Raw genomic sequence first — 23,847 nt, 5'->3', positions numbered from 1 at the left:
GGGGGGGGGGGCCCCCCGGGGCCCCCCCCGCCGCTTTTTCCTTGTGCGGCGCACTTGTGCATTGCGACACCAATGCCCCGGCGTGTCGCCTTGCAGTGACCTGACGGCATGCACTAGTCTTATCTCTACCTGCGTGACTTGCGCATCCCTCGCCGCGCGCGAGGAGGAGGGTGGATATGGCGATGGCCATCGCACTCGTCGTCATGGTTGCCGCATCGGTGCTCTTTCATTTCCTGAGCCCGTGGTGGGCAACGCCGCTGGCGTCCAACTGGAAACAGATGGACGACACGCTGACCATTACCCTGGTCATCACCGGCATCTTCTTTATCGGCATCAACCTGTTCGTTGGCTACATCGTCTGGCGCTTTCGCCATGATGCGCCGCATCCCAACGGCGGCAGCGGCCACCGCGCGTCCTACCACCCCGAAAACAGCAGGCTTGAACTGTGGCTGATCGGCGGCACCACGCTGGGCGTGATCCTGCTGCTGGCGCCGGGTTTGTTCGTCTACGCCGACTACGTGCGCCCGCCGCGCGAGGCGATGGTGATGGAAGTGGTCGGGCAGCAATGGTCGTGGGCGTTCCGCTTTCCCGGCAAGAGCGGGCAGCTGGGCGCGTCGGACGCGCGCTTCGTCACCGGCGCCAATCCGCTCGGGCTGGACCCGGACGATCCGCGCGGGCTCGACAACGTCGTCATCGTCGGCCCTGAGGTGCACCTGCCGCTGAACCAGCCGGTCAAGGTGCTGCTGCGTTCCAAGGACGTGCTGCATGACTTCTACGTGCCGCCGTTCCGCGCGCGCATGAACATGGTGCCGGGCATGGTGACTTCGTTCTGGTTCACGCCGACGCAGGCGGGACGCTTCGACATCCTGTGCGCGCAGCTGTGCGGCGTGGGGCATTACAACATGCGCGGCACGGTGGTGGTGGAAGAGCCGGCCGCGTTCGAGGCGTGGCTGGCGAAGCAGCAGACCTTTGCCATGACGCTGGCGAAGGCCGCGGCGCCGCCTGCTGCGATGGCCGCGGCCGCGCCTGGTGCGGCGGGTGCGGCCGGCACCATCGAGAAGGGCCGCGCGCTGGCGCAGAGCAAGGGCTGCGTCGGCTGCCACAGCATCGATGGCAATCCGGGCGTGGGGCCGACCTGGAAGGGCCTGTACGGCAAGACCGAGACTTTTGCCGACGGCAGCAGCGCCAGGGTGGACGATGCCTTCCTGCACAAGGAGATTGCGGACCCGCATGCGCGGCTGGTCAAGGGCTATGGCCCGGTGATGCCAAAGGTGCCGGTCAGCGACGACGAGGTCGCGGCGCTGACCGCGTATATCAAGTCGGTCGGCAGCGGCGCGGCGGACGCCGGCATGGTGGCGCCGGTGGCGCCGGCCGACGTCCCGCCCGGCGCGGCCGCCACCACCAGCGCCGCGACCACGGCGGCGGCCGGTTCGGCAGCGCCCGCGGCCACGGCCGGCGCCGCGTCCGGCAGCTATACGACTTCGACGGCCGTCGCGGTGCCGCCCACGGCCGCGCCCGCGCCGCCGCGCCAGTAAGGAGACCTGCATGGCCTACGCCGATGACGCCGCCCATCACGCGCCGCAGAGCTTCTGGACGCGCTATGTCTGGAGCCAGGACCACAAGGTCATCGCCGTGCAATACACCATCGTGGCGATCGTGGTCGGCCTGGTGGGCGTGGCGCTGTCCAACCTGATGCGCATGCAGCTGGGCTTCCCCGGCCGCTTCGAGTTCATCGACGCCAACCGCTACTACCAGTTCGTCACCATGCACGGCATGATCATGGTGATCTACCTGCTGACCGCGCTGTTCCTGGGCGGCTTCGGCAACTACCTGATCCCGCTGATGGTGGGGGCGCGCGACATGGTGTTCCCCTTCCTCAACATGCTCAGCTTCTGGGTCTACCTGCTCTCGGTGATCGTGCTGCTGGCCAGCTTCTTCGTGCCGGGCGGACCCACCGGCGCGGGCTGGACGCTGTATCCGCCGCAGGCCATCCTGCCCGGCACGCCGGGGCACGACTGGGGCATCATCCTGATGCTGGTGTCGCTGGCGATCTTCATCGTCGCCGCGACGATGGGCGGGCTCAACTACGTCACCACCGTGCTGCAGGCGCGCACCGAAGGCATGACGCTGCTGCGCATGCCGCTGTCGGTGTGGGGTATCTTCATGGCGACCATCCTGGCGCTGCTGGCGTTCCCGGCGCTGTTCGTGTCGGCGGTGATGATGCTGCTCGACAAGACCATGGGCACCAGCTTCTTCATGCCGGCAATGGTGTCGATGGGGCAGCAGCTGCAGTACAAGGGCGGCAGCCCGCTGCTGTTCCAGCACCTGTTCTGGTTCTTCGGCCACCCCGAGGTCTATATCGTCGCGCTGCCGGCCTTCGGCATCGTCTCGGACCTGATCAGCGTGCATTCGCGCAAGAGCATCTTCGGCTACCGCACCATGGTCTGGGCGATCCTGGCGATCGGCGTGCTGTCGGTGGTGGTGTGGGCGCACCATATGTTCGTCAGCGGCATGAACCCGTACTTCGGCTTCTTCTTCGCCACCACCACGCTGATCATCGCGATCCCGACCGCGATCAAGGTCTACAACTGGGTCATCACGCTATGGCGCGGCGATATCCACTTCACCGTGCCGATGCTGTTCGCGATCGCCTTCATCAGCACCTTCATCATCGGCGGGCTGACCGGGCTGTTCCTGGGCAACGTCAGCGTCGACATCCCGCTGTCGAATACCTACTTCGTGGTGGCGCACTTCCACATGGTGATGGGCGTGTCGCCGATCCTGGTGGTATTCGGCGGGCTCTACCACTGGTATCCCAAGGTGACCGGGCGGATGCTGAACGACACCATGGGCAGCATCCACTTCTGGGTGACCTTCGTCGGCACCTATGCCATCTTCTTCCCGATGCACTACCTGGGCGTGCTGGGCATGCCGCGGCGCTACTACGCCTGGGAGAACTACGCCTTTATCCCGGAATCGGCGCACGTGATGAACATGTATATCTCGGTGGCGGCGTTCGTCGTTGCCACGGCGCAGCTGATCTTTGTCTTCAACCTGTTCTGGAGCCTGCGGCACGGGCGCAAGGCCGACGGCAACCCGTGGCGCGCAGCCTCGCTGGAATGGCAGACGCCGCAGACGCCGCCGGCGCACGGCAACTGGGGCCCGCACCTGCCGGTGGTGTACCGCTGGGCCTATGCCTACAGCGTGCCGGGCGCGCGTGAAGACTTTATCGCGCAGAACGCGCCGCCCGAAGAAGGCGGCGCCGAGCCTGAACCGCACGCCAGCCGCGGAGCCGTAGCATGAACGCCGACGCCGTCTACAAGGTCAGCCGCGACGACTTCGGCGGCAACCCTTCGGGCGAGAACGCCGCCAACCGACACCCGCAGCGCCGCGCGCCGGCCAGCATCGGCCTGTGGGTGTTCATGGGCGTGGTCACGTCGCTGTTCGCGCTGTTCCTGACCGCCTATGCGCTGCGCATGGACAGCCCGGACTGGCACCGCATCGCGCTGCCGTGGCAGGTATGGCTGTCGACCGCGCTGCTGGCCGCGGGCAGCGTGGCGATGGCGGTGGCCTCGCGCGCCGCGGGCCGGGGCGAGATGGCCGCGGCCCGGCGCGCGCTGCGCCTGGGTGGGCTGGGGGCGGCCGCTTTCGTCGCTTCGCAGCTGTGGGCGTGGCAGGCGCTGGGCGCGATGCAGGTGATGCCGGCCGGCAATCCGGCCGGCAGCTTCTTCTACCTGCTGACCGCGATGCACGGGCTGCACGTGCTGGGCGGCCTGGCGGGCTGGGGCTTTGCCATGACGGCGCGCGGCAGCGGCGCGGCCGCGGTGCTGCGCCTGCGGCTGTGCGCGCGCTACTGGCATTTCCTGCTGGCGGTGTGGGCGGTGCTGCTGGCGGCGCTGGGATGGCTCACGCCCGAACTGGTGCGCTATATCTGCGGCACGGCCTAGCGCCGGCGGCAAGGAGGACCGGCATGTCGACGCAACTGTCTTCACCCTCGGCAACCCCCGGCGTGGCGCCCGCGCCGCCGGTGGGCGGCGTGCGCGGCATGCTGGCCGACTGGTCGTCGGACCAGCAGGCCTTCAAGGTGTCGTGGGGCAAGGCGATGATGTGGATCTTCCTGCTGTCCGACACCTTCGTCTTCAGCTGCTTCCTGACCGGCTACATGACCGTGCGCATGTCGACCACGGTGCCGTGGCCCAACCCGAGCGAGGTGTTCGCGCTGCACGTGGGCGGCGCCGACATCCCGCTGCTGCTGATCGCCATCATGACCTTCGTGCTGATCACCAGCAGCGGCACCATGGCGATGGCGGTCAACTTCGCCTACCGGCGCGCGCGGCGCGAATGCGCGACGCTGATGTTCGTCACCGCGGCCTTCGGCGCGCTGTTCGTCGGCATGCAGGCGTTCGAATGGACCAAGCTGATCGTCGACGAGGGCGTGCGGCCCTGGGGCAACCCGATGGGGGCGGCGCAGTTCGGCTCGACCTTCTTCATGATCACGGGCTTCCACGGCCTGCACGTGTCGTGCGGCGTGATCTACCTGCTGGTGGTGGCCATGCGCGTGCTGCGCGGGCGCTATGAGGCCACCGGCAACTACCAGATCGTCGAGATCGCCGGGCTGTACTGGCACTTCGTCGACCTGGTGTGGGTGTTTATCTTTGCGCTGTTCTATCTCTGGTGAGAGTGGCCATGGCATCGAACCCTGCAACCCCCGCGGCGCCGGCAACGCCCCCGCATGCCACTGGTGCGGACGCCGCGCACCACGGCCAGCAGCATCCGATCGGGCTGTACCTGAAGATCTGGCTGCTGCTGTTCGTGCTGTCCGCGCTGTCCTACATGGTCGATTACTTCCATGTCAGCGGCTACCTGCGCTGGACCCTGATCCTGCTGTTCATGAGCCTGAAGGCGGGGCTGATCGTGGCGGTGTTCATGCACATGGCATGGGAGCGCATGGCGCTGATCTGCGCCATCCTGATCCCGCCGCTGTGCCTGCTGGTGCTGGTGTGGCTGATGGCGGAAGAAGCGAATCATACGTTCCTGACGCGCGGCATCTTCTTCCGCTGACGGGGAGGCGCCGCCGGCCCCGGGGAGGGCGCCGGCGGCAGGCCGCCTTGCCCCGCCCCCGGGCGCTCAGACCTGGGTGATGAACTTGGTCACCAGGTAGCCGTCGAAGGTCTCCAGGCCGCCTTCGCTGCCGATGCCCGAGTCCTTGATGCCGCCGAACGGGGTTTCAGCCAGCGCCATGCCGAAGTGGTTGATGTTGACCATGCCGGCTTCGAGGCCGTTGGACACCTCGGTCGCGGTCTTCAGCGAGTTGGTGAACACGTAGGACGCCAGGCCGTAGGGCAGGCTGTTGGCGCGGCGCAGCACCTCGGCGGTGTCCTTGAAGCGCGTCACCGGCGCCACCGGGCCGAAGGGCTCGTCGGTCATCAGGCGCGCGTCGTCGGGCAGGTCGGTGACCACGGTCGGCGCGAAGAAGTAACCCTTGTCGCCCAGGCGCGAGCCGCCCGCCACCACCTTGCCGCCGCGCTGGCTGGCATCGTCCAGGAACTGCTCCATCGACAGCACGCGGCGCTCGTGCGCCAGCGGGCCCATCTGGGTGCCGTCCTCGAGGCCGTTGCCGACCTTGATCGAGCCGATCACCTCGGTGAAGCGTGCCAGGAAGCGGTCATAGGCCTTCTCCTGGACGTAGAAGCGCGTGGGCGACACGCATACCTGGCCGGCATTGCGCAGCTTGAAGCGCGCCAGCATCTCGGCGGCCGGGTCGATGTCGGCATCGTCGAACACCAGCACCGGCGAATGCCCGCCCAGCTCCATGGTGACGCGCTTCATGTGCGCGCCGGCCAGCGCTGCCAGCTGCTTGCCCACCGGCACCGAGCCGGTGAACGAGATCTTGCGCACGATCGGCGATTCGATCAGGTAGGTCGAGACCTCGGACGGCACGCCCCAGACGATGTTGAGCACGCCCGGCGGCAGGCCGGCGTCGTGGAACAGCTGCGCCAGCGCCACCACCGCGCTGGGCGAGTCCTCGGGGCCCTTCAGGATCAGCGTGCAGCCCGCGCCCACCGCGGCGACGATCTTGCGGATGGCCTGGTTGAAGGGGAAGTTCCAGGGGGTGAACGCGGCGCAGACGCCGATCGGCTCGCGCACCACCAGCTGGCGCACATTGGGCTGGCGCGGCGGGATCACGCGGCCGTAGATGCGGCGGCATTCCTCGGCGTGCCAGTCGGCGTGCTCGGCGCAGACCATGATCTCGCCGACCGCCTCGGCCAGCGGCTTGCCCTGGTCCAGCGTGATATTGCGGCCGATGTCGCGGGCGCGCTCGCGCGCGAGTTCGCCGACGCGGCGCAGGATCTTGCCGCGCTCCAGCGGCGAGGTCTTCTTCCAGCTTTCGAAGGCGCGCTGCGCGGCGGCCAGGGCGCGGTCCAGGTCGGCGCGCGTGGCGTGCGGCAGCTGGCCCAGCACTTCCTGCGTGGCCGGGTTGATGACCTCCTGCTCGCGCCGGTCGCCTCCCTTGATGAATTCTCCGTCGATATAGAGGGCGAGATCCTGGTACATGCGTGTTCTCCTGGTGGGCGGTGAAAGCGCAAGCTTAACCCGGCCGCCGCGTTCATGCAGCGCGCCGGGTGGGGGCCTGCCAGGAATGTGCGGGAACGGGCCCGCCGGGCCGTCAGCGTCCGGCCCGTGAGCCCGGTGTCAGGCGGGGTCGCGCGTGCGTGCCATCGCGGCGGGGGCGGCCACGGCGCCGGTGCGCGTGGCTTCCACCACCAGGATCACCAGCAGCGTGATCAGGCTCAGCCCGAACACCGCATAGCCGATGCTGTCGCCCTCGATCGCAAACAGGCTGGGCGCGTAGGACGGGCTGGTGCAGATCATGGTGCCGGCCGACATGCCGGTGTAGTGCATGCCGCAGACCGCCACGCCCATCACCACGGCCGCCGCCAGCTGCTTGCCGCTGGTCTTCACCGTGGTGGCAAGCCACAGCGCCACCACCGACACCACCACCGCGATCACCACCGACAAGCCAATGATGGCGAGATCCCAGTCGAAGCGGGTGTTGGAACGGATCGCGGCCATGCCGGTGTAGTGCATCGCCACCACGCCCAGCCCGGTCAGCACGCCGCCCTGGACCACGTTGGCGCTGCGGCTGCCGCGCGGCCGCGACGCGATCGCCAGGCCGGCCCCGGCCAGCACCATCACCACCAGCAGCGAGGCCAGCGTGGTGAACAGCCCGAACTCGCGATGGGTCGGGGTCTGGTAGGCCACCATGCCGATGAAGTGCATCGACCAGACCGCGCCGCCGCCCAGCGCCACGCTGGCGCACAGCAGCCGGTCGACGTCCAGGCGCCCGTCGGGCTGGCGCACCCGGCGCGACCAGCGCAGGCCGACGTAGGCGCCGCACACCGAGATCAGGAACGACAGGCCCACCATCGGCCAGTCATAGGCAAACGGCACCAGGGCGCCGGCAACAGGCTCGAAACCGACAAACATGACCCCACCTCCTTGTTTTGACTGCGGCGGAAGGCGCTCGCATGCCGGATCGATCCGGATAAGCCCGGATAATCCCGGATAATCCCGGATAACCCCGTCCGGCAGCCGGCCCGGGACGCGCTGGTCCCAGCCGGAGTATGCGTCGCCGGCCATCGGCCGGAAATAACTCATTCAGGTAAAAAGGCGGGCGAGGCGCCGCGGCCGGCGGGCGCTGGCGGCGGTGCGGACGCCGCGGCACGCTTGTAGGCCGCCGGGGGGCAGGAATAGACTGGGCGGATTTCCCTCGCGCGACGCCCCATGAAGCCCGATGCCAGACTGACCACCGGCCCGATCGGCCGGACCTTGCTGCTGTTCTCGCTGCCGGTGCTAGGCAGCAACATCCTGCAGTCGCTGAACGCCTCGATCAATTCGGTCTGGGTCGGGCGCTTCCTGGGCGAGGCCGCGCTGACCGCCACCTCCAACGCCAACATCATCCTGTTCTTCCTGCTGGGCGTGGTGTTCGGCATCAGCATGGCCAACACCATCATGATCGGCCAGGCCGTCGGCGCGCGCGACGTGGACCAGGCGCGCCGCGTGGTCGGCACCAGCACCACCTTCTTCGTCGCGCTGTCGGTGCTGGCGTCCGCGCTCGGCTACTTCTACACCGCCGACATCCTCGCGGCGATGCGGACTCCGCCCGATGCCGCGCCGCTGGCAGTGGCCTACCTGCGCATCATCTTCCTGGCGCTGCCGTTCATGTACTTCTACAACTTCGTGATGATGACGCTGCGCGGCGCCGGCGATTCGCGCACGCCGTTCTGGTTCATGCTGCTGTCGGTGGTGCTGGACGTGGTGCTCAACCCGGTGCTGATCTTCGGCGTGGGGCCGATTCCCGCCATGGGCATCGCCGGCTCGGCGCTGGCCACGCTGATCGCCCAGCTGGCGAGCCTGGCGGCGATGATGGCGCTGCTGTACCGGCGCCGGCATTTCCTGCTGCTGCATCGCGGCCAGCTGGCGCTGCTGGTGCCGGACCCGGCGATCCTGCGCGCGCTGGTGGTCAAGGGCCTGCCGATGGGCCTGCAGATGGTGGTGATCTCGTCGTCCGCCATCGTGATGATGGCGCTGGTCAACGCCTATGGCTCGCAGACCACTGCCGCCTATGGCGTGGCGTCGCAGCTGTGGACCTATGTGCAGATGCCCGCGCTGGCGGTGGGCGCGAGCGTGTCGTCGATGGTGGCGCAGAACGTCGGCGCCGGGCTGTGGCAGCGCGTGGCGCGCGTCACGCGCATGGGGCTGCTGTTCAACGTCGCCATGACCGGCGCGCTGGTGGCGCTGATCTACCTGTTCAATCGCCATTCGCTGGGGCTGTTCCTCGGCACCGACGGCGTCGCCATCGGCATCGCGCAGCATATCAACGTGGTGGTGCTGTGGTCGTTCGTCCTGTTCGGCTTCACCATCGTCATCTTCGGCACGGTGCGCGCCACCGGCGCGGTGATGGCGCCGCTGGTGATCCTGTTCCTGTCGATGTGGGTGATCCGGCTGCCGTTCGCCTGGGCGCTGCGCCCGCGCCTCGGCGCCGACGCGATCTGGTGGAGCTTTCCGCTCGGCTCGGTGGTGTCGCTGGCGCTGGCGCTTGGCTACTACCGCTTCGGCAACTGGCGCGGCAGCCAGATCCTGCCCGTCGCGCCGCATCCGGCAGAGGCTGTGGGGCAGGCGCCCGATACCAGCATGGGCACACCCTGCGAAGACGCAGGCGAGGTCGTCGATGCGGCCAGCAGCGCCAGGCCAACGGCCGAGGCCGCGCGCTGATTGCCCCGCGAGCCCCGCATTGAAAGCCTTCCGAAAGATCGATGTGTCATCGTGTCATCGCTGACACTCCTTCCCAGCACACGCGTGCCCTGCCGCCAGGGCATCGGCACGCGTCTTTGCGGCCGCGCCCTGCGTTGATGCAAGGGCGCGCGCCGTCTTGTTTCGTCTGACGTTCCTGTCGACTTTCCCTTCGTATTTCTTGCGTCAAATTACATCACAACGTGATGCATTTGCGCGTGCATCATCGCCGGCTTTGCCTTGTTTTAAGGGTTCATTGGTAAATACCCCTAAAACAGGACAAATGAAAGGCACCTGAAAGATCACGTCTCTAAGGTTCGGGTCAACCGTCGGGAAGCATGCCCGCTTGCATGTCTGTTGCGCCTGAGCCAGTGCGCCCCCGGCACGGCATTTCGTGAACTTTGAGGAGAATCGTTTTGCGCATACGCAGCCAAAAGGACTTTGCCTCCGGCCTGATGTTCATTCTGGTCGGGCTGGGCTTTTCCTGGGTCGCTCGCGGCTATTCCATGGGGACGGCCGCCAAGATGGGACCCGGATACTTTCCATTCCTGCTGGGCCTGGTGCTCGCGGTGCTGGGGGCGGTGGTGCTGCTGGCCTCGCTGTCGCCCAAGGGCGAGCAGGACCACCTGGCCCGCTGGGACCTGAAGACCTTGCTGTGGATCCTCGGCTCGGTGGTGCTGTTCGGCCTGCTGCTCAAGCCGCTGGGCATGGTGCTGTCGGTGTTCGTGCTGGTGCTGGTGTCGTCGATGGCCAGCCACGAGTTCAGCTGGAAGGGCGCGCTGCTCAACGCGGTGGTGCTGGTGCTGATCAGCCTGGGCGCCTTCGTGTACGGCATCAACCTGCAGATGCCGGTGTGGCCGGCCTTCATCACCGGTTAAGGAGCGCCGCATCATGGAATTGTTTGAACACCTCGCGCTGGGTTTTTCGACCGCGCTGTCGCTGCAGAACCTGGCCTACGCCTTCCTCGGTTGCGTGCTGGGCACGCTGATCGGTGTGCTGCCGGGCCTGGGACCGCTGGCCACCATCGCCATGCTGTTGCCGATCACCTATACGCTGCCGCCGGTGGCCGCGCTGATCATGCTGGCCGGCATCTACTACGGCGCGCAGTACGGCGGCTCGACCACCGCCATCCTGGTGAACCTGCCGGGCGAATCGTCGTCGGTGGTGACCACCATCGACGGCTACCAGATGGCAAGGCGAGGAAGGGCAGGGGTGGCGCTGGCCACCGCCGGCCTGGGCTCGTTCTTCGCCGGCTGCGTCGCCACGCTGATCCTGGCCGCGTTTGCCACGCCGCTGTCGGAAATCGCCTTCAAGTTCGGCCCCGCCGAGTATTTCTCGCTGATGGTGCTGGGCCTGATCGGCGCCGTGGTGCTGGCCTCCGGCTCGCTGCCCAAGGCCATCGCGATGATCGTGCTGGGCCTGCTGCTGGGCCTGATCGGCACCGACGTGAACTCGGGCGCCGCGCGCTTCTCGTTCGATGTGCCGGAGCTGACCGACGGCATCGACTTCGTCGCGCTGGCGATGGGCATGTTTGGCTTTGCCGAGATCATTGCCAACCTGGAGCAGAAGGAAGCCCGCGAGACCTTCACCAACAAGGTCACCAACCTGTTCCCGACCAGGGAAGACTTCAAGCGCATGATCCCGGCCGTGCTGCGCGGCACGGCGCTGGGCTCGGCGCTGGGCATCCTGCCTGGCGGCGGTGCCTCGCTGGCTTCGTTCGCGGCGTACTCGCTGGAGAAGAAGACTTCCAAGAATGCGCATGAGTTCGGCAAGGGCGCGATCGAAGGCGTGGCGGGTCCGGAATCGGCCAACAACGCCGCGGCGCAGACCTCGTTCATCCCGCTGCTGACGCTGGGCATTCCGCCCAATGCGGTGATGGCGCTGATGGTGGGGGCGATGACCATCCACAATATCCAGCCCGGCCCGCAGGTGATGACCAGCAACCCGTCGCTGTTCTGGGGCCTGATCGCCTCGATGTGGATCGGCAACCTGATGCTGATCATCCTGAACCTGCCGATGATCGGCATCTGGGTGAAGCTGCTGACCGTGCCGTACCGCTTCCTGTACCCGGCGATCCTGGTGTTCTGTGGCATCGGCGTGTACTCGGTCAACAACCAGACCTTCGACGTGTTCATGGCCGCGGGCTTCGGCGTGATCGGCTACCTGTTCCTGAAGCTGAAGTGCGAACCGGCGCCGCTGCTGCTCGGCTTCGTACTGGGGCCGATGATGGAAGAGAACTTCCGCCGCACGCTGCTGCTGTCGCGTGGCGACTTCAGCGTGTTCGTGACCCGGCCGCTGTCGGTGGGCCTGCTGATCGCGGCCGCCGCGCTGGTGGCGGTGGTGGCGCTGCCGTCGATCAAGGCCAAGCGCGAGGAAGCGTTCCAGGAAGACTAGCGCCAGCGAGCGCCCCGGAATGGCGCCGGCCCGGCAAGCGGCCGGCGCAAGCAACGCAAGCTTTCGGGGTGCCTTCGCGCACCCCGTTTTCTTTCGCGGGCGCGGCGCGCGCCGCGCGTCCGCCCGCCCTGTTTCCCAGAGAGTGCCCGACTGCGGCAGCAGTCATGGGCTGCGCATGATGATCAGGATTTCCGCACCATCGGGTGCGCCGACAGCGCCCATGAAACCGCCTACCCTTGACCGGTTTTTCTCCAGAATCTATGTGCTCAAGCTGGTCCAGTCGAGCCCGTCGACGGTGCTCAGCCTGGTCGACCGGCTGCGCGAGCGCGGCATCGACAAGAACATCCGCTCGCTGCGGCCGATCCTGCGCAGCCTGATGATGGCCCGCGCCATCACTGCCGAGCTGGTCGAAGGCAGCGGCCGCGTGTATTGCATCACCGCGCAGGGGCGGGCCGAACTGGAGTCGTATATCTCGCACCTGGCTGTGCTGAAGGCGGAGCTGGAGCCGGGCGACGAAACGCCGGCGCGGCGCGACGCCCAACCTTAAGAAAAAAGAGGCCGGTCCCTCCGGACCGGCCTCCGCGCATGATGCCCGCCTGCCACGGGCAACCGCGACAGCGGTTATTGCGTCGTCACCAGCTCCAGGCCGGCTTGCGACTCGTCGTCGCCGCGCGCCACCAGCACCTTGATCTTGTTAGGCGTCAGGCCGGCGATGCCGTCCGACGGGATGGTGGTGATCAGCCAGTCGGCGTTATTGGCCAGCGTCAAGGCGCCCGAGTCGAAGATCACGGTCTTGGAGCCGGCCGGCGTGATGCGCAGGCGGTAGGTGGTGTTGCCGTCCAGGTCGATCGAATCCTGGCCCGATGCCGGCGAGGCCTGCTTGTAGCCCACCGCGGCGAAGGTCGGCGCGACCGAGTTCAGGTCGATCGCGGGCAGGGTCACGTAGATGTCGATGTTCTGCGCATTGAACGAGGCGTTCAGCGAGCGCACGCGCGCCTTGTTCGACAGCAGGCCCTTGCCGAACGGATCGTCGATCGTCACCGTTTCCGCGACCGACGCACCCGGCACCGCCACCACGGTGTACTTGTGGCCGGTGGCCGCCACCAGGCTGCCGCGGGCCAGTTCGGTCTGCGTGCCGGCAGCGTTGAACGAGATCAGCTGGTTGCCGGTTTCAACGTTGAAGTAGGTCGAGACGAACTTGTAGGGCTTGTTGACCATGCTGGTGAGCGAGCCGTTCTGCAGCACGTCGACATTGGGGCCGCCGGTGACGGCGTGGATCACGCGCACGCTCGGCTTGCTCAGGCCGATGCGGTCGTCGATGCCGTCATCGCCGCCGCCGCACGCTGTCAGCACCGCGGTCGCGGCCAGCGCCAGGCCGAGGAAAAGGGTCTTGGATCGAAGCATGGGTCACCTCTTGCTGTTGGAGTCAGAGACGAGCTGGCCCATGCCGGCGCGGATCGCGGCGGCCGCGTGGCCAGTTGCTATCTGGTATGCAGGCGCGGGATCACGCTTGCCGTGATGCAACGATAGGTTTGAACCGGTGGGCCAGACAGGCGCAACGCTCCGAATTCAATGTCGGACGATTCCCACAGGAAGTGATGCCTGCGCGGAGCTTGCTGGCGGCGTGCCTTGGCAGCGCGAGCGCGGCGGCGCGACAGGGCGGGGCCGCGCGCCGTCCTGTCCCCTGCGCAGATGTGTAACCGGTTGTTGCCGCGCGGTTGCCCGCAGCGTTGGCCGCGGCTCAGGCTTGCGACATCATGACCTGATTGCGGCCATTGCGCTTGGCCCGGTACAGGCCCGCATCGGCCGCTTTCACCAGCTGACTTGGCTGCGCGTCGGGCTGTGGCACCAGCACCGCACCGCCGATACTGACGGTGACGCAGTCGAGTGCGGGCGAGCCGCTGTGGGCGATGGCCAGCCCCTGCACCGCGCGCCGCACCTTTTCGGCCAGCAGCCGCACGCTGCCGGGCGAGGTGCCCGGCAGCACCATGGCGAACTCCTCGCCGCCGAAGCGTGCAGGCAGGTCAGTGGCGCGCGCGCAATTGTCGCGGATCACCGCGGCGACGCGGCGCAGCACGTCGTCGCCGGCGACGTGGCCATAGGTGTCGTTGTAGGCCTTGAAGGCGTCGACATCGATCATCAGCAGCGCCAGCTCGGTCTGCTCGCGCAGCGCCCGGCGCCATTCCGCGCCGAGGTATTCGTCGAAATAGCGTCGGTTGGACAAGCCAGTCAACCCGTCCGAGTTGGTCAGGCGCTGCAGCTCCAGGTTGGTCTCCAGCAATTGCTGCTGGCTCTGGCGCAGCGCGCGGTAGGCTTCGTCGCGCTGCAGCTGGTTCAGGTACGAGCGCGAGTGGTAGCGGATGCGCGCGATCAGCTCGATGCTGTCGGGCAGCTTGACCAGGTAGTCGTTGGCGCCGGCGGCAAAGGCCGCGCCCTTGGTCGCGGCTTCTTCCTTGGTCGACAGCACGATGATCGGGATATCACGCGTGGCCGGGTTGTCGCGGTAGCGCTGCACCAGCGTCAGCCCGTCCACGCCCGGCATCACCAGGTCCTGCAGGATCACCGTGGGCTTGGTGCGCTGCGCCACCGCCACCGCTTCATCGGGCTGCGAGCAGTAGTGGAAGTCGATATCGGGCTCGGTGGCGAGCGCGCGGCGCACCGCTTCGCCGACCATGGCCTGGTCGTCCACCAGCAGCACCATGGCCAGGTACTCTTGCTTGTCGGCCGCGGCGGGCATGCCGGCGGGGTTGGAGGATTCGGGTTGCATGTTCAATTCCTGTTCTCGCGGTCCCGGCACGGCCTGGGACCGGTTGCATTCTTTCAGGCGGGCGGCGCAGGCCAGGTCAGTGCCGCCGGGCCGCACGCCTGCACCAGCCGCGGCGCGATGCGCGGCAGCGGCAGGATCTCGGCGGCGGCGCCGAGCGCGGCGGCGGCCTTGGGCATGCCGTACACGGCGCTGGTGGCGCGGTCCTGGGCGATGGTCAGGAAGCCACGGTCGCGCATCGCCTTCAGGCCCAGCGCGCCGTCGCGCCCCATGCCGGTGAGCAGCACGCCAATCACGTCGCCGCGCCAGTGTTCCACCACGCTTTCGAAAAACACATCGATGGAGGGGCGGTAAAGGTAATCGCAGGGTTGTTCGGTGTAGGCCAGCCGGCTCGGGCTGGACAGGCGCAGGTGGTCGTTGGTGCCGGCCAGCAGCACGGTGCCGGCCTGCGGAGTCTCGCCGGCGCGCGCAATGCGCACCGGCAGCGCGCACTGTCCGTCGAGCCACTCGGCCATGCCGGCGGCGAAGGCCTCGTCGACATGCTGCACCGTGACCACCGCGGCCCCGAAGTCCGCCGGCAGCGCGCCCAGCAGCGCTGCCAGTGCGGCCGGGCCGCCGGCCGAGGCGCCGATCGCCACCAGCCGCGCCGCGCTGACGGCGCGCGGTGCCACCGCCAGTGCATGCTGCGGTGCTACCCGGCCGGCCAGCAGGCGCGCGATATTGCGCAGCTTGCGCAGCAGCGGCCCGGCGGCAAGCTGCGCGTCGGCCTCGGCCAGCGTGGGGGTGTCGACCGCGTCGATGGCGCCATGGCCCATGGCGTCGAAGACCTGCGTGGCGTTGCGGCCCAGGTCCATGGTCACCACCACGATGGCGCACGGCGTGGCGGCCATGATCCGGCGCGTGGCCTCGACCCCGTCCATGACCGGCATCAGCAGGTCCATCAGGATCAGGTCCGGGGTCTGGTGCGCGGCCATCTGCACCGCCTGGGCGCCGTCGCCGGCGATCCATGCGATCTCGAACGACGGATCCAGCGCCAGCGCGCGGCGCAGCGCGGCCACCGCGAGCGCGGAATCATTGACGATGCCGATTTTCATGGACGTGCCTCGCCGATCAGGTCCTGGACCGCGTCGAGCAACGCGGCGTCGTGGAAACTGCCCTTGGCCAGATAATAGTCCGCGCCGGCCTCGAGGCCGCGCTGGCGGTCCTGTTCGCGGTCCTTGTACGACACCACCATCACCGGCAGCTGGCGCAGCGCGGCGTCCTGGCGGATCCTGCGCACCAGCTCGATGCCGTCCATGCGCGGCATGTCGATGTCGGTGATGACCAGGTCGAAAGCTTCGGCGCGCAGCACGTTCCAGCCGTCCATGCCGTCGACCGCCACCGTCACGTCATAGCCGCGCCCGGCCAGCAGCTTGCGCTGCAGTTCGCGCACGGTCAGCGAATCGTCCACCACCAGCACCCGGCGCGCGCGCGCCTGCACGCTCGCCGCCGCGCCCTGGCGCACGCCTTCGATGCGGCCTTCGGAGACCAGCTTCTCGACCGAGCGGATCATGTCCTCGACATCGAAGATCAGCACCGGCGTGCCGTCGTCGGTCAGGCTGCCGGCGGCAATGTCGCGGATCTTGCCCAGGGCCGCCGGCAACGGCTGCACCACCAGCAGGCGTTCGCCCAGCATGCGGTCGACCGCGATGCCATAGGTGCGCTCGCCCTCGCCGATGACCACCACCGGGACCTGCTCGCTGGCCGGCGCGGCGTCGGCGCCGGCCCGCTGCAGCACCTGCGCCGCGCTGACCAGGCCGATGGCGCGGCCCTCGTGGCGGAAATGCTGGTGGCCTTCGGTCTGTTCGATCTCGCCGCGCGCCACCGAGGTGGCGCGCAGCACGCGGCCCAGCGGGAAGGCATAGGCTTCGCCGGCCACGTCCACCAGCAGCGTGCGCACCACCGACAGCGTCAGCGGCAGTTCCAGGCTGAAGTGCAGGCCGTGGCCAGGCTGCTGCGTCAGGCGCAGGCTGCCGCGCACGCGCCGCACCATCTCCTGCACCGCGTCGAGGCCGACGCCGCGCCCGGAGACTTCGGAGACGGTGTCGCGCATGCTGAAGCCGGGCAGCAGCAGGAAGTCGAGCAGCTCGGCCTGCGACAGCCGCGCCGCCGTGTCCTCGGAGGCCAGCCGCCGCCGCACGATGGCACGCCGCAGCGCATCCAGGTCGACCCCCGCGCCGTCATCGGAGATCTCGATCTGCAGCCGGCCGGCGTTGTGGCGCGCGTGCAGCGTGACAACGCCCTCGGGCGGCTTGCCCTGCGCCGCGCGCACCGCCGGCGCCTCGATGCCATGGTCGACGGCATTGCGCAGCAGATGGGCCAGCGGCGCGTCGAGCGCCTCGAGGATGTCGCGGTCTACCTGCGTGCCGGCGCCGGACAGTTCCAGGTGCACGGACTTGCCCAGCGCGCGGCCCAGGTCGCGCACCATGCGCGCGTAGCCGGCCAGGCCGTCGGACAGCGGGCGCATGCGCGAGGCCAGCGCGCTGTCGTAGAGCCGGCGCGCCAGCCGCGTGGCGCGATGGTCGTACTGCTCGAACTCGTCCAGCCGCGCCGCCAGTTGCTGGTGGCCATCGTCGAGCAGCTGGCGCAGTTCGGCCAGCGCCGCGTAGGCTGCAGACAAGGCATGCGCGCCGTCGCCATCCTGCGTTTCGCGCAGGGCCTGCTGCAGCGTGTCGGCCGCGCGCAGCGCGCGCGCCTGCTGGCGCCGCGCCTTTTGCAGCGATGCGCCGAAGGGCCGCAGCCAGTGCGATTCGACCATGGCCTCGCCCGACAGCGCCAGCAACTGGTCCAGCGCATCGGCATTGATGCGCAGCATGCGCTCGGGGCCGTCGGCGGCGTGCGCGGCCATCGGTGCCGATGGTGCCGATGGTGCCGCTTCAGGCTCGGGCGGAAGCGGCGGGGCAGGGGTGCGGACCGGCGCCGCCACGGATGCGGGCGCGTCCGCTGCCGCGGGCTGTGCCGGCGCGCCGCCGCCGTCGAGCGAACTCAGCCGTTGTATCACCGCGTCGATCTCGGCCCGGCCGGCCTGCTCGGACCAGTCCGGGTCGCCGCCGGGCGGATGGCCGATGCGCAGCAGCAGGTCGGTGCCCTGCAGCAGCGCATCGATATGCGCGGCGGCGAGCGGCATGCCGCCCTGCGCGGCGACCAGGCAGTCTTCCATCGCATGCGCCAGCCGCACGCCGCCATCGAGGCCGACGATGCGGGCCGCGCCCTTGAGCGAGTGGGCCGCGCGCATGCACGCCTCCAGCTGCCCGGACGCGCCGGGGGAGCGCTCCAGCGCCAGCAGGCCGGCATTGAGGATCTCGGCCTGGGCGTCGGCCTCGAGTGCAAACAGTTCCAGCAGCGAGGCGTCGCGCAGTTGTTCGGGGTTCATGCCAGGCTCCGTGCCAGCGCCTGGCGGACTTGCGCGGCGTCGAGCAGGCCGACGCTGCGGCCCTGGTCGACGAACAGCGCCTGCGTATAGCGGGCCGAGCCCCGTGCCAGCGTGGCGGGCAGCGGCTGCAACGCGGCGCGCCGCACACGCACGATGCCGGCGATCTCGGCCACCGGCAGGGCGATCGCGGCGCGGCCTTGTCCGAGGATCAGGAAACGGCTGCCCGCGGCATCGGGCTCGGCCTGGGCCGCGCCCGTGTCGAACAGGTGCGCCAGCGACAGGCAGGCCAGCAGGTTGCCGCGCACCGCGGCCAGCCCCAGCACCGCGGCGTCGCGCCGGTGGGGCAGCGAATGCACCGGGCTTGGCGCGGTGACTTCGCCCAGCGCGGCGGTGGGCAGCGCCAGCCATTCCTCGCCGATGCGGAACACCAGGCATGCCAGCGCGTTGGCGTCCTGGGCATTGTCGTCGCCGCTGTCGTCGGCGCTGTCGGCGGCGGCATCCGGCAGTTCCTGCAGGGCCTGGTCCAGTTGCTGCGCGTCCAGCAACATCGCGGCGGCCTGCGCGTAGGTGGGGCAGTTGCGGCAGTGCGCGTGCTCGGCCAGCGCCGGGCAGCTGCCGTCGCCGCGCACGCCGATGCGCCGCCAGCAGTCGTCCACGCCCGCGGCGCGCACCACGGTGGCAAAGGGATGGGCCTGGGTCTCAGCCATGGTGCTTGCGGGTGTGGCGCTGCGCGCGCTGGCGCAGGCGGGTGGCGCCGTCGTGGTCGCCTTCGGTGTCGAGCAGCGCGGCCAGGTGATAGAGGCTTTCCTGGTGCGACGGATCCAGGTATAGCGCCTTGCGGTAGGCCGCGTGCGCCTGGGCGGTGCGGCCGGCGGCGTCGTGCAGCACGCCGAGCATGCCATAGGCATCGGCCAAGGCGCTGCCATCGGCATCGGGCGCGGCACGGTCGAGGAGCGCCAGGCAGGCGGCGGTGGCCGCGTCCAGTTCGCCGCGGTCGGCCATGGCCGCGATGGCGGCGAGCGCGTCGGCATGCGCGCCGGCCACAGGCCTTGCGGCCGGTGCTGCGGCCGGCGCGGGCGCGCGCACCGCCGGTGGACGCATGGTCACGGGCGGGCGCGGCAGCCGCGGCGGCGCGGCCATGCGCGGCGGCTGGGCGGCGTGGACCGGCGGCTGGGACGGGGCCCGGGCGCGCGGCACTGCTGCCGCTGGCTTGCGGAAGGCAAAGGACAGCGGGATGCCGACCGGCTCCAGCCCCTGCGCGCTCAGCACGCTGGCCTCGGCCGGCCCGACGAAGAGCAGGCCGTCGGCCATGGTCAGGCGCACCAGCGTCTGCACCGCCTGGCGTTGGCCGGCGGCGTCGAAGTAGATCAGCAGGTTGCGGCAGAACACGAAGTCATAGGGCGCTTCGCCCGCCAGCAGGCCGGGCTCGACCAGGTTGCCCTGCAGCAGCCGCACCTGCGCGCGCACGCGCGGGTCCAGCACATAGCCCGTGGGCGTGGCGGTGAAATAGCGGTCGCGGAAGTCGAGCGGCGCGCTGCGGAAGGCATTGGGGCCGTATTGCGCCTGGCGCGCGCGCGCCAGCGCGCATGCGCTGATGTCGACCGCGTCAATATAGAAGCGCCCCGGCGGCACGCCCGCGTCGAGCAGCGCCATGGCGATCGAATACGGCTCTTCGCCGGTGGAGCAGGGCAGGCTCAGCAGCCGCAGCGTGCGCCTGCCGTCGGCAAAGGCGCGCTCCGCGGCAAAGCGGCCCAGCGCCAGCAAGGCCTCGCGATGCCGGAAGAACCAGGTCTCGGGCACCACCACGGCCTCGATCAGCGCCTGGAATTCGTCGGCGGTGCCCTGCAGCAGCTGCCAGTAGGCCTCGGTATCGGGCGCCTGCCGCGCCTGCTGGCGCTCGCGCACGGCGCGCGCCACCGCACCGCTGCCGATGGCGCCGGCATCGAGCCCGATGCGGGCCTTGAGCAGCGCTTCGATATGCGCGGCGGTGCTCACGCGGGCTCCCCGGCAGCGTCGGCGAACAGCATGGCGTGGACGTCGTCCGGCAGCAGCGCGCCGACCCTGACCCATTGCACCAGCCCGCGCGCGTCATGCCGCACCGGACCGAGATAGCGCGGGCTGGCGCCGGCGATGCCGGCATCGACGAACGATTCCGCCGGGCAGCGCAGGGTCTGGGTGGCCGCCTCCAGGCGCAGGCCGAGCAGCCGCACCGGCTCGCTTTCAGCGCGGCGGTAATGGACCAGCACCGTGCGCGTGCTGGTGCGCAGCGCCGCGGGCACGCCGGTGGCGAGCGCGGGCAGGTCGACCACTGGCACCGGCTGGCCGCGCCGCTGCATCAGTCCCGCCACCCACGCCGGCGCGCCGGGAATCTGCTTCAGGCGCGTCAGCGGCAGCACCTCGGCCACCTCGGCGGCATCGAGCGCGTAGTGGTCGGCGCCGAGGCGGAACAGCAGGAAGAGTTTCATGGCGGTGGCGCGCAACGGCCGGTGCGGGAACCGGCAGCCTAGACCTTGAAGCGCGACACGCCGCTGCGCAGGTCGTTGGCGACCAGCGTCAGCTCGTCGATCGCCTGGCTCGACTGGCGCAGCGATTCCACGGTCTGCTGCGCGGCCTCGGACAACTGCATCAGCGCCTGGTTGATCTGCTCGGCGCCCCCGGCCTGGGCCTGCATGCCTTCATTGACCATCAGCACGCGCGGCGCGAGCGACTGCACCTGGGCGATGATCTGCGACAGCTGGTCGCCCACCTGCGTGACCTCGGACATGCCGCGGCGCACTTCCTCCGAGAACTTGTCCATGCCCATGACTCCGGCCGACACCGCCGACTGGATCTCGCGCACCATCTGCTCGATGTCGTAGGTGGCCACCGCGGTCTGGTCGGCCAGGCGGCGGATCTCGGTGGCCACCACGGCAAAGCCGCGGCCATATTCGCCGGCCTTCTCGGCCTCGATCGCGGCGTTCAGCGACAGCAGGTTGGTCTGGTCGGCCACCTTGGCGATGGTGGTCACCACCTGGTTGATATTGCCGGCCTTCTCGTTGAGGGTGGCCAGCTTGGCGTTGACCGAGCCGGCGGCATCCATCACATGCTGCATGGTGCTTTCCATGCGCGACAGCCCGACCTGCCCGGTGCCCGCCAACCCCGCGGCCTGCTCGGCGGCGCTGGAGACTTCGTGGATGGTGCGCACCAGGTCGCGCGCGGTGGCCGAGATCTCGCGCGAGGTCGCGCCGATCTGGGTGGTGGTGGCGGCGGTCTCGGTGGCGGTGGCCTGCTGCTGGCGCGCGGTGGCGGCGATCTCGTTGACCGAGGTGGTGACCTGGATCGCGGTGCGCTGGGCCTGGCCCACCAGCGAGGTCAGTTCGCCCGTCATCTGGTTGAAGCCCTCCTCGACTTCGTGGAATTCGTCCTTGCGGCGCAGCGCCATGCGCAGGCGCAGGTCGCCGGCGCGGATGCCGGCCAGCAGGCCGACGATCGACTGCATCGGCACCGTGATCGCGCGCAGCAGCAGGTAGCCGCAGACCAGCGCCACCACCACCGCCACGATCAGCGCCGCTTCGATGCCGAGCTTCGCGGCATTGACGGCATCGTCGATGCCCTGCGCGGCGCGCGCGCTGACCGCGCTGTTGTCGTCCACCAGGCGCTGGGTCGCCTGGCGCGCATCGAGCCAGCGGTCATGTGCCTCGCCGCGCAGCGCCGCCGCGGCGGTGGCACCGTTCCAGTCCGCCTGGCGGGACAGGACCTGGGCTGCCTGCTCGTAGCGCGCGCGCAGCTCGCGATAGGCCTTGAAGGCAGCGCGGTCGTCGTCGCGCGTGATCGAGGATTCGTACTGCTGCTCGAGCTTGTCCAGGCGGCTGGCGGCGTCCTGGCCCTGCTGCTGGAAGCGCCGCCGCTCGGCCTCGTCGGTGGCGTTGATGGTCTGCCACGCCAGCACATAGCGCTCGCCCCACACGCCGCGGATGCCGGTGCTGTAGTTCAGGCCGGGCAGCGCGTCTTGCAGCATCAGCGCGGTTCCGCGCTCGATCGCGACCAGGCGGGTATAGGCAACCACGCCCATCAGTGCCATGACAAGCAGGATCAGTGAAAAGCTTGCCAGGATGCGCGTGCGGATGGTCCATTCATTCACGGTGAGATCCCGGTGATGTTCTTGTTCAGGGGGTGGCCGATGCCGGCAAGGCGGGCCGCGGGGGCGGAGTGAGACCATGCGGTGGGCAGGGGCGCGCCCCCAATGCGCGGTAGGGTACTGTATGCGGCCGCCCGATTCAACGCGCGGCAGGATCGCGGCGCGGCCGGCGTTGCGCCGGCGCCTAGGGGTTTTGGCGAGTATCGGAACTGCTTGATTTTTTCCAAGTTTTCGTCACACTTGCTAAATTGCTAGCAGGTAACAATGTCGACAATTACAGATGGGGCAGGGATGGTGGCCAAGTCGGGGGCGAAGTCGGCTGGCGCCTCGCCAGGCTCGGATCTCGATCCGCTGACCGGCGTTGACAATCGCCAGGGCTTTCTGAAACGGCTGGAGGCACGCCTGCATAGCGAGGCTGTGCCGCGCTGCGCATTGCTGCTGATCGGCATTGACGACTTCCGCGCCTTCAACGACATGCATGGCCATGCCGAAGGCGACATCGTCCTGCAGCGCGTGGCCCGCCGCCTGCGCGATGCCTCGCCCCGCGACGCCATCATCGGCCGCATCGGCAGCGACGAATTCGGCGTGATGCTGCCCTCCATTGCCGATCCCACGCTGGTACGCCACGTCAGCGCCGCGATCCTGTCGATGCTGTCCTCTCCCCACGAACATGCCGGGCGCCGCCATCACGTGCTGGCCAGCATCGGCGCGTGCGTCGCGCCCGCGGCCGGCGAGCAGGGCTCGGACATGCTGGCGGCGGCCAGCCTGGCGCTGGCGCGGGCCAAGCACGACGGCGGCCGCACCATCCGCTTCTTCAAGCCGCAGATGCGCTCGGACGTGACCACGCGGCTGTCGCTGGTGCAGGCCCTGCACGAGGCCTACGCCCAGCGCCAGTTCGAGCTGCTGTACCAGCCCCAGGTCGACCTGCGCGACGGCCGCGTCCACGGCGCCGAGGCGCTGATGCGCTGGCGCCATCCCACCCGCGGGCTGCTGTCGCCGGCCGCCTTCATCGACGCGCTGGCCGGCAGCAGCATCGCCAGCGATGTCGGCATGTGGCTGCTGCAGACCGCGTGCGCCCAGGCTCGTGCCTGGGCGCTGGCGTTTCCGCGGCCGCCGCGCGTGGCGATCAACCTGTTCGCGGCCCAGCTGTCCGAGAGCCGGCTGCTGACCGAGGTGCGCCACGTACTGCGGGCGCTGGAGCTGGCGCCCGACTGCCTCGAGATCGAGATCACCGAGACCATCGCCCTGCAGCAGGGCGACGAGGTCTCGGACCAGCTGCAGGCGCTGCGCCGCGACGGCATCACGCTGACCTGCGATGACTTCGGCACCGGCTATGCCTCGCTCAGCTTCCTCAAGTCGTTCCCGGTGGACCGGCTCAAGATCGACCAGTCCTTTATCCGCAACGTGACCGAAGACCCGGTCGACGCGTCGATCGTGCGCTCGGTGATCAATGTGGGCGCCAGCCTGCACATCGGCGTGGTGGCCGAAGGCGTGGAAACCCCCGAGCAGCGCGATTTCCTGCTCGCCAACGGCTGCCATGAGGCGCAGGGCTACCTGTACGGGCGCCCGATGCCGGCCGAGCGCCTGACCGAGATACTGCGCCAGCAAGCCTCCGGCTGAGCCGGCAGCGAGTTTGGGCCCGTCCGCCCGCGCACCGAAGTTGTTTCCACCTTTGACGGCCGATTCCCGCTGGCCACGGCGGCGCCGCCCGCCGGCCCGCCCGCAGCCTGCCGCCCACACCGGCCGGGCCGGCTGGTGCCAGCGCCTGGCGAAATACGAGCTTACAAACTGTGCCGCCCCGGACGCGCCGCGGCACCCGGGGCCATGTATGGTGACAATAGGGTGGCCGCCGGCGTGGGCCGGCCT

20 protein-coding genes are annotated in these 23,847 nt (G+C 69.3%); 10 read left to right on the top strand and 10 right to left on the bottom strand.

Annotated elements, in window-relative coordinates:
- Positions 1 to 176 precede the first annotated feature (176 nt).
- The 5 genes from AC3FMM_RS27605 to AC3FMM_RS27585 are packed head-to-tail and all read left to right on the top strand — an operon-like array spanning position 177 to position 5,061.
- Complete coding sequence (locus AC3FMM_RS27605; protein WP_115713730.1) at positions 177 to 1,535, top strand: cytochrome c oxidase subunit II; 1,359 nt, start codon at positions 177 to 179, stop codon at positions 1,533 to 1,535.
- A gap of 10 nt (positions 1,536 to 1,545) precedes the next feature.
- A complete protein-coding gene (gene ctaD / locus AC3FMM_RS27600; RefSeq protein ID WP_115713729.1) occupies positions 1,546 to 3,303 on the top strand; it encodes a cytochrome c oxidase subunit I in 1,758 nt (585 codons plus the stop codon).
- Complete coding sequence (locus AC3FMM_RS27595) at positions 3,300 to 3,947, top strand: cytochrome c oxidase subunit 3 family protein (RefSeq protein WP_115713728.1); 648 nt, start codon at positions 3,300 to 3,302, stop codon at positions 3,945 to 3,947. The genes ctaD and AC3FMM_RS27595 overlap by 4 nt, the downstream gene beginning before the upstream one ends.
- Before the next feature lie 23 nt (positions 3,948 to 3,970).
- Entirely contained in the window at positions 3,971 to 4,678 is a 708-nt protein-coding gene (locus AC3FMM_RS27590; RefSeq protein ID WP_115683456.1) for a heme-copper oxidase subunit III family protein, read from the top strand.
- 8 nt (positions 4,679 to 4,686) lie between these two features.
- The gene (locus tag AC3FMM_RS27585; protein WP_111516868.1) at positions 4,687 to 5,061 is read left to right on the top strand and encodes a cytochrome C oxidase subunit IV family protein; all 375 of its coding nucleotides are present in this window, start codon (positions 4,687 to 4,689) and stop codon (positions 5,059 to 5,061) included.
- A 66-nt stretch (positions 5,062 to 5,127) separates the two neighbouring features.
- Here the strand turns inward: AC3FMM_RS27585 and AC3FMM_RS27580 are convergent, their stop codons facing one another.
- Positions 5,128 to 6,555: an NAD-dependent succinate-semialdehyde dehydrogenase gene (locus tag AC3FMM_RS27580; protein WP_018008347.1), complete on the bottom strand. Its 1,428-nt coding sequence runs from the start codon at positions 6,553 to 6,555 to the stop codon at positions 5,128 to 5,130.
- 138 nt (positions 6,556 to 6,693) lie between these two features.
- Positions 6,694 to 7,488 (bottom strand): MHYT domain-containing protein, encoded by a 795-nt coding sequence (locus AC3FMM_RS27575; RefSeq protein ID WP_115713727.1) that lies wholly within the window; start codon positions 7,486 to 7,488, stop codon positions 6,694 to 6,696.
- A gap of 297 nt (positions 7,489 to 7,785) precedes the next feature.
- Between AC3FMM_RS27575 and AC3FMM_RS27570 the strand changes: the two genes are divergently transcribed.
- The 4 genes from AC3FMM_RS27570 to AC3FMM_RS27555 all read left to right on the top strand — a co-directional run bounded on the left by AC3FMM_RS27570 (position 7,786) and on the right by AC3FMM_RS27555 (position 12,235).
- A complete protein-coding gene (locus AC3FMM_RS27570; RefSeq protein ID WP_488687748.1) occupies positions 7,786 to 9,276 on the top strand; it encodes an MATE family efflux transporter in 1,491 nt (496 codons plus the stop codon).
- Between the two features lie 434 nt (positions 9,277 to 9,710).
- A complete protein-coding gene (locus AC3FMM_RS27565) occupies positions 9,711 to 10,172 on the top strand; it encodes a tripartite tricarboxylate transporter TctB family protein (protein WP_115713725.1) in 462 nt (153 codons plus the stop codon).
- A gap of 13 nt (positions 10,173 to 10,185) precedes the next feature.
- Positions 10,186 to 11,688 (top strand): tripartite tricarboxylate transporter permease, encoded by a 1,503-nt coding sequence (locus AC3FMM_RS27560; protein WP_092310851.1) that lies wholly within the window; start codon positions 10,186 to 10,188, stop codon positions 11,686 to 11,688.
- A 220-nt stretch (positions 11,689 to 11,908) separates the two neighbouring features.
- Positions 11,909 to 12,235 (top strand): helix-turn-helix transcriptional regulator, encoded by a 327-nt coding sequence (locus tag AC3FMM_RS27555; RefSeq protein WP_115713724.1) that lies wholly within the window; start codon positions 11,909 to 11,911, stop codon positions 12,233 to 12,235.
- A 74-nt stretch (positions 12,236 to 12,309) separates the two neighbouring features.
- Here the strand turns inward: AC3FMM_RS27555 and AC3FMM_RS27550 are convergent, their stop codons facing one another.
- From AC3FMM_RS27550 to AC3FMM_RS27515, 8 genes are all read right to left on the bottom strand, one after another.
- Positions 12,310 to 13,092 (bottom strand): DUF4397 domain-containing protein, encoded by a 783-nt coding sequence (locus AC3FMM_RS27550; RefSeq protein ID WP_115683450.1) that lies wholly within the window; start codon positions 13,090 to 13,092, stop codon positions 12,310 to 12,312.
- A gap of 337 nt (positions 13,093 to 13,429) precedes the next feature.
- The gene (locus AC3FMM_RS27545; protein ID WP_488687747.1) at positions 13,430 to 14,455 is read right to left on the bottom strand and encodes a diguanylate cyclase; all 1,026 of its coding nucleotides are present in this window, start codon (positions 14,453 to 14,455) and stop codon (positions 13,430 to 13,432) included.
- Positions 14,456 to 14,508: 53 nt separating this feature from the next.
- The gene (locus tag AC3FMM_RS27540) at positions 14,509 to 15,546 is read right to left on the bottom strand and encodes a chemotaxis response regulator protein-glutamate methylesterase (RefSeq protein WP_116314104.1); all 1,038 of its coding nucleotides are present in this window, start codon (positions 15,544 to 15,546) and stop codon (positions 14,509 to 14,511) included.
- The gene (locus tag AC3FMM_RS27535) at positions 15,543 to 17,864 is read right to left on the bottom strand and encodes a hybrid sensor histidine kinase/response regulator (protein ID WP_414248660.1); all 2,322 of its coding nucleotides are present in this window, start codon (positions 17,862 to 17,864) and stop codon (positions 15,543 to 15,545) included. Before AC3FMM_RS27535 ends, AC3FMM_RS27540 begins: the two co-directional genes overlap by 4 nt.
- The gene (locus tag AC3FMM_RS27530; protein WP_116314106.1) at positions 17,861 to 18,571 is read right to left on the bottom strand and encodes a chemotaxis protein CheW; all 711 of its coding nucleotides are present in this window, start codon (positions 18,569 to 18,571) and stop codon (positions 17,861 to 17,863) included. Before AC3FMM_RS27530 ends, AC3FMM_RS27535 begins: the two co-directional genes overlap by 4 nt.
- The gene (locus AC3FMM_RS27525; protein WP_488687746.1) at positions 18,564 to 19,859 is read right to left on the bottom strand and encodes a CheR family methyltransferase; all 1,296 of its coding nucleotides are present in this window, start codon (positions 19,857 to 19,859) and stop codon (positions 18,564 to 18,566) included. Before AC3FMM_RS27525 ends, AC3FMM_RS27530 begins: the two co-directional genes overlap by 8 nt.
- Positions 19,856 to 20,329: a chemotaxis protein CheW gene (locus AC3FMM_RS27520; RefSeq protein WP_115683445.1), complete on the bottom strand. Its 474-nt coding sequence runs from the start codon at positions 20,327 to 20,329 to the stop codon at positions 19,856 to 19,858. The genes AC3FMM_RS27525 and AC3FMM_RS27520 overlap by 4 nt, the downstream gene beginning before the upstream one ends.
- A 38-nt stretch (positions 20,330 to 20,367) precedes the next feature.
- Positions 20,368 to 22,062, bottom strand: a complete 1,695-nt coding sequence (locus AC3FMM_RS27515) for a methyl-accepting chemotaxis protein (protein WP_488687745.1) — start codon at positions 22,060 to 22,062, stop codon at positions 20,368 to 20,370.
- A gap of 210 nt (positions 22,063 to 22,272) precedes the next feature.
- Between AC3FMM_RS27515 and AC3FMM_RS27510 the strand changes: the two genes are divergently transcribed.
- Complete coding sequence (locus AC3FMM_RS27510) at positions 22,273 to 23,601, top strand: putative bifunctional diguanylate cyclase/phosphodiesterase (protein ID WP_116314108.1); 1,329 nt, start codon at positions 22,273 to 22,275, stop codon at positions 23,599 to 23,601.
- Positions 23,602 to 23,847: the final 246 nt, after the last annotated feature.

This window comes from Cupriavidus sp. 207A1 (assembly GCF_057798955.1).
Note: the sequence above shows the minus strand (reverse complement) of the source record. Positions and strands in the feature narration are given on the sequence as shown.

Bases quoted from the DNA above. Each gene is read 5' to 3' on its own strand.
- AC3FMM_RS27605 (WP_115713730.1), top strand. From the start codon at position 177: ATGGCGATGGCCATCGCACTCGTCGTCATGGTTGCCGCATCGGTGCTC.
- ctaD (WP_115713729.1), top strand. From the start codon at position 1,546: ATGGCCTACGCCGATGACGCCGCCCATCACGCGCCGCAGAGCTTCTGG.
- AC3FMM_RS27595 (WP_115713728.1), top strand. From the start codon at position 3,300: ATGAACGCCGACGCCGTCTACAAGGTCAGCCGCGACGACTTCGGCGGC.
- AC3FMM_RS27590 (WP_115683456.1), top strand. From the start codon at position 3,971: ATGTCGACGCAACTGTCTTCACCCTCGGCAACCCCCGGCGTGGCGCCC.
- AC3FMM_RS27585 (WP_111516868.1), top strand. From the start codon at position 4,687: ATGGCATCGAACCCTGCAACCCCCGCGGCGCCGGCAACGCCCCCGCAT.
- AC3FMM_RS27580 (WP_018008347.1), bottom strand. From the start codon at position 6,555: ATGTACCAGGATCTCGCCCTCTATATCGACGGAGAATTCATCAAGGGA.
- AC3FMM_RS27575 (WP_115713727.1), bottom strand. From the start codon at position 7,488: ATGTTTGTCGGTTTCGAGCCTGTTGCCGGCGCCCTGGTGCCGTTTGCC.
- AC3FMM_RS27570 (WP_488687748.1), top strand. From the start codon at position 7,786: ATGAAGCCCGATGCCAGACTGACCACCGGCCCGATCGGCCGGACCTTG.
- AC3FMM_RS27560 (WP_092310851.1), top strand. From the start codon at position 10,186: ATGGAATTGTTTGAACACCTCGCGCTGGGTTTTTCGACCGCGCTGTCG.
- AC3FMM_RS27555 (WP_115713724.1), top strand. From the start codon at position 11,909: ATGAAACCGCCTACCCTTGACCGGTTTTTCTCCAGAATCTATGTGCTC.
- AC3FMM_RS27550 (WP_115683450.1), bottom strand. From the start codon at position 13,092: ATGCTTCGATCCAAGACCCTTTTCCTCGGCCTGGCGCTGGCCGCGACC.
- AC3FMM_RS27545 (WP_488687747.1), bottom strand. From the start codon at position 14,455: ATGCAACCCGAATCCTCCAACCCCGCCGGCATGCCCGCCGCGGCCGAC.
- AC3FMM_RS27540 (WP_116314104.1), bottom strand. From the start codon at position 15,546: ATGAAAATCGGCATCGTCAATGATTCCGCGCTCGCGGTGGCCGCGCTG.
- AC3FMM_RS27535 (WP_414248660.1), bottom strand. From the start codon at position 17,864: ATGAACCCCGAACAACTGCGCGACGCCTCGCTGCTGGAACTGTTTGCA.
- AC3FMM_RS27530 (WP_116314106.1), bottom strand. From the start codon at position 18,571: ATGGCTGAGACCCAGGCCCATCCCTTTGCCACCGTGGTGCGCGCCGCG.
- AC3FMM_RS27520 (WP_115683445.1), bottom strand. From the start codon at position 20,329: ATGAAACTCTTCCTGCTGTTCCGCCTCGGCGCCGACCACTACGCGCTC.
- AC3FMM_RS27515 (WP_488687745.1), bottom strand. From the start codon at position 22,062: ATGGTCTCACTCCGCCCCCGCGGCCCGCCTTGCCGGCATCGGCCACCC.
- AC3FMM_RS27510 (WP_116314108.1), top strand. From the start codon at position 22,273: ATGGTGGCCAAGTCGGGGGCGAAGTCGGCTGGCGCCTCGCCAGGCTCG.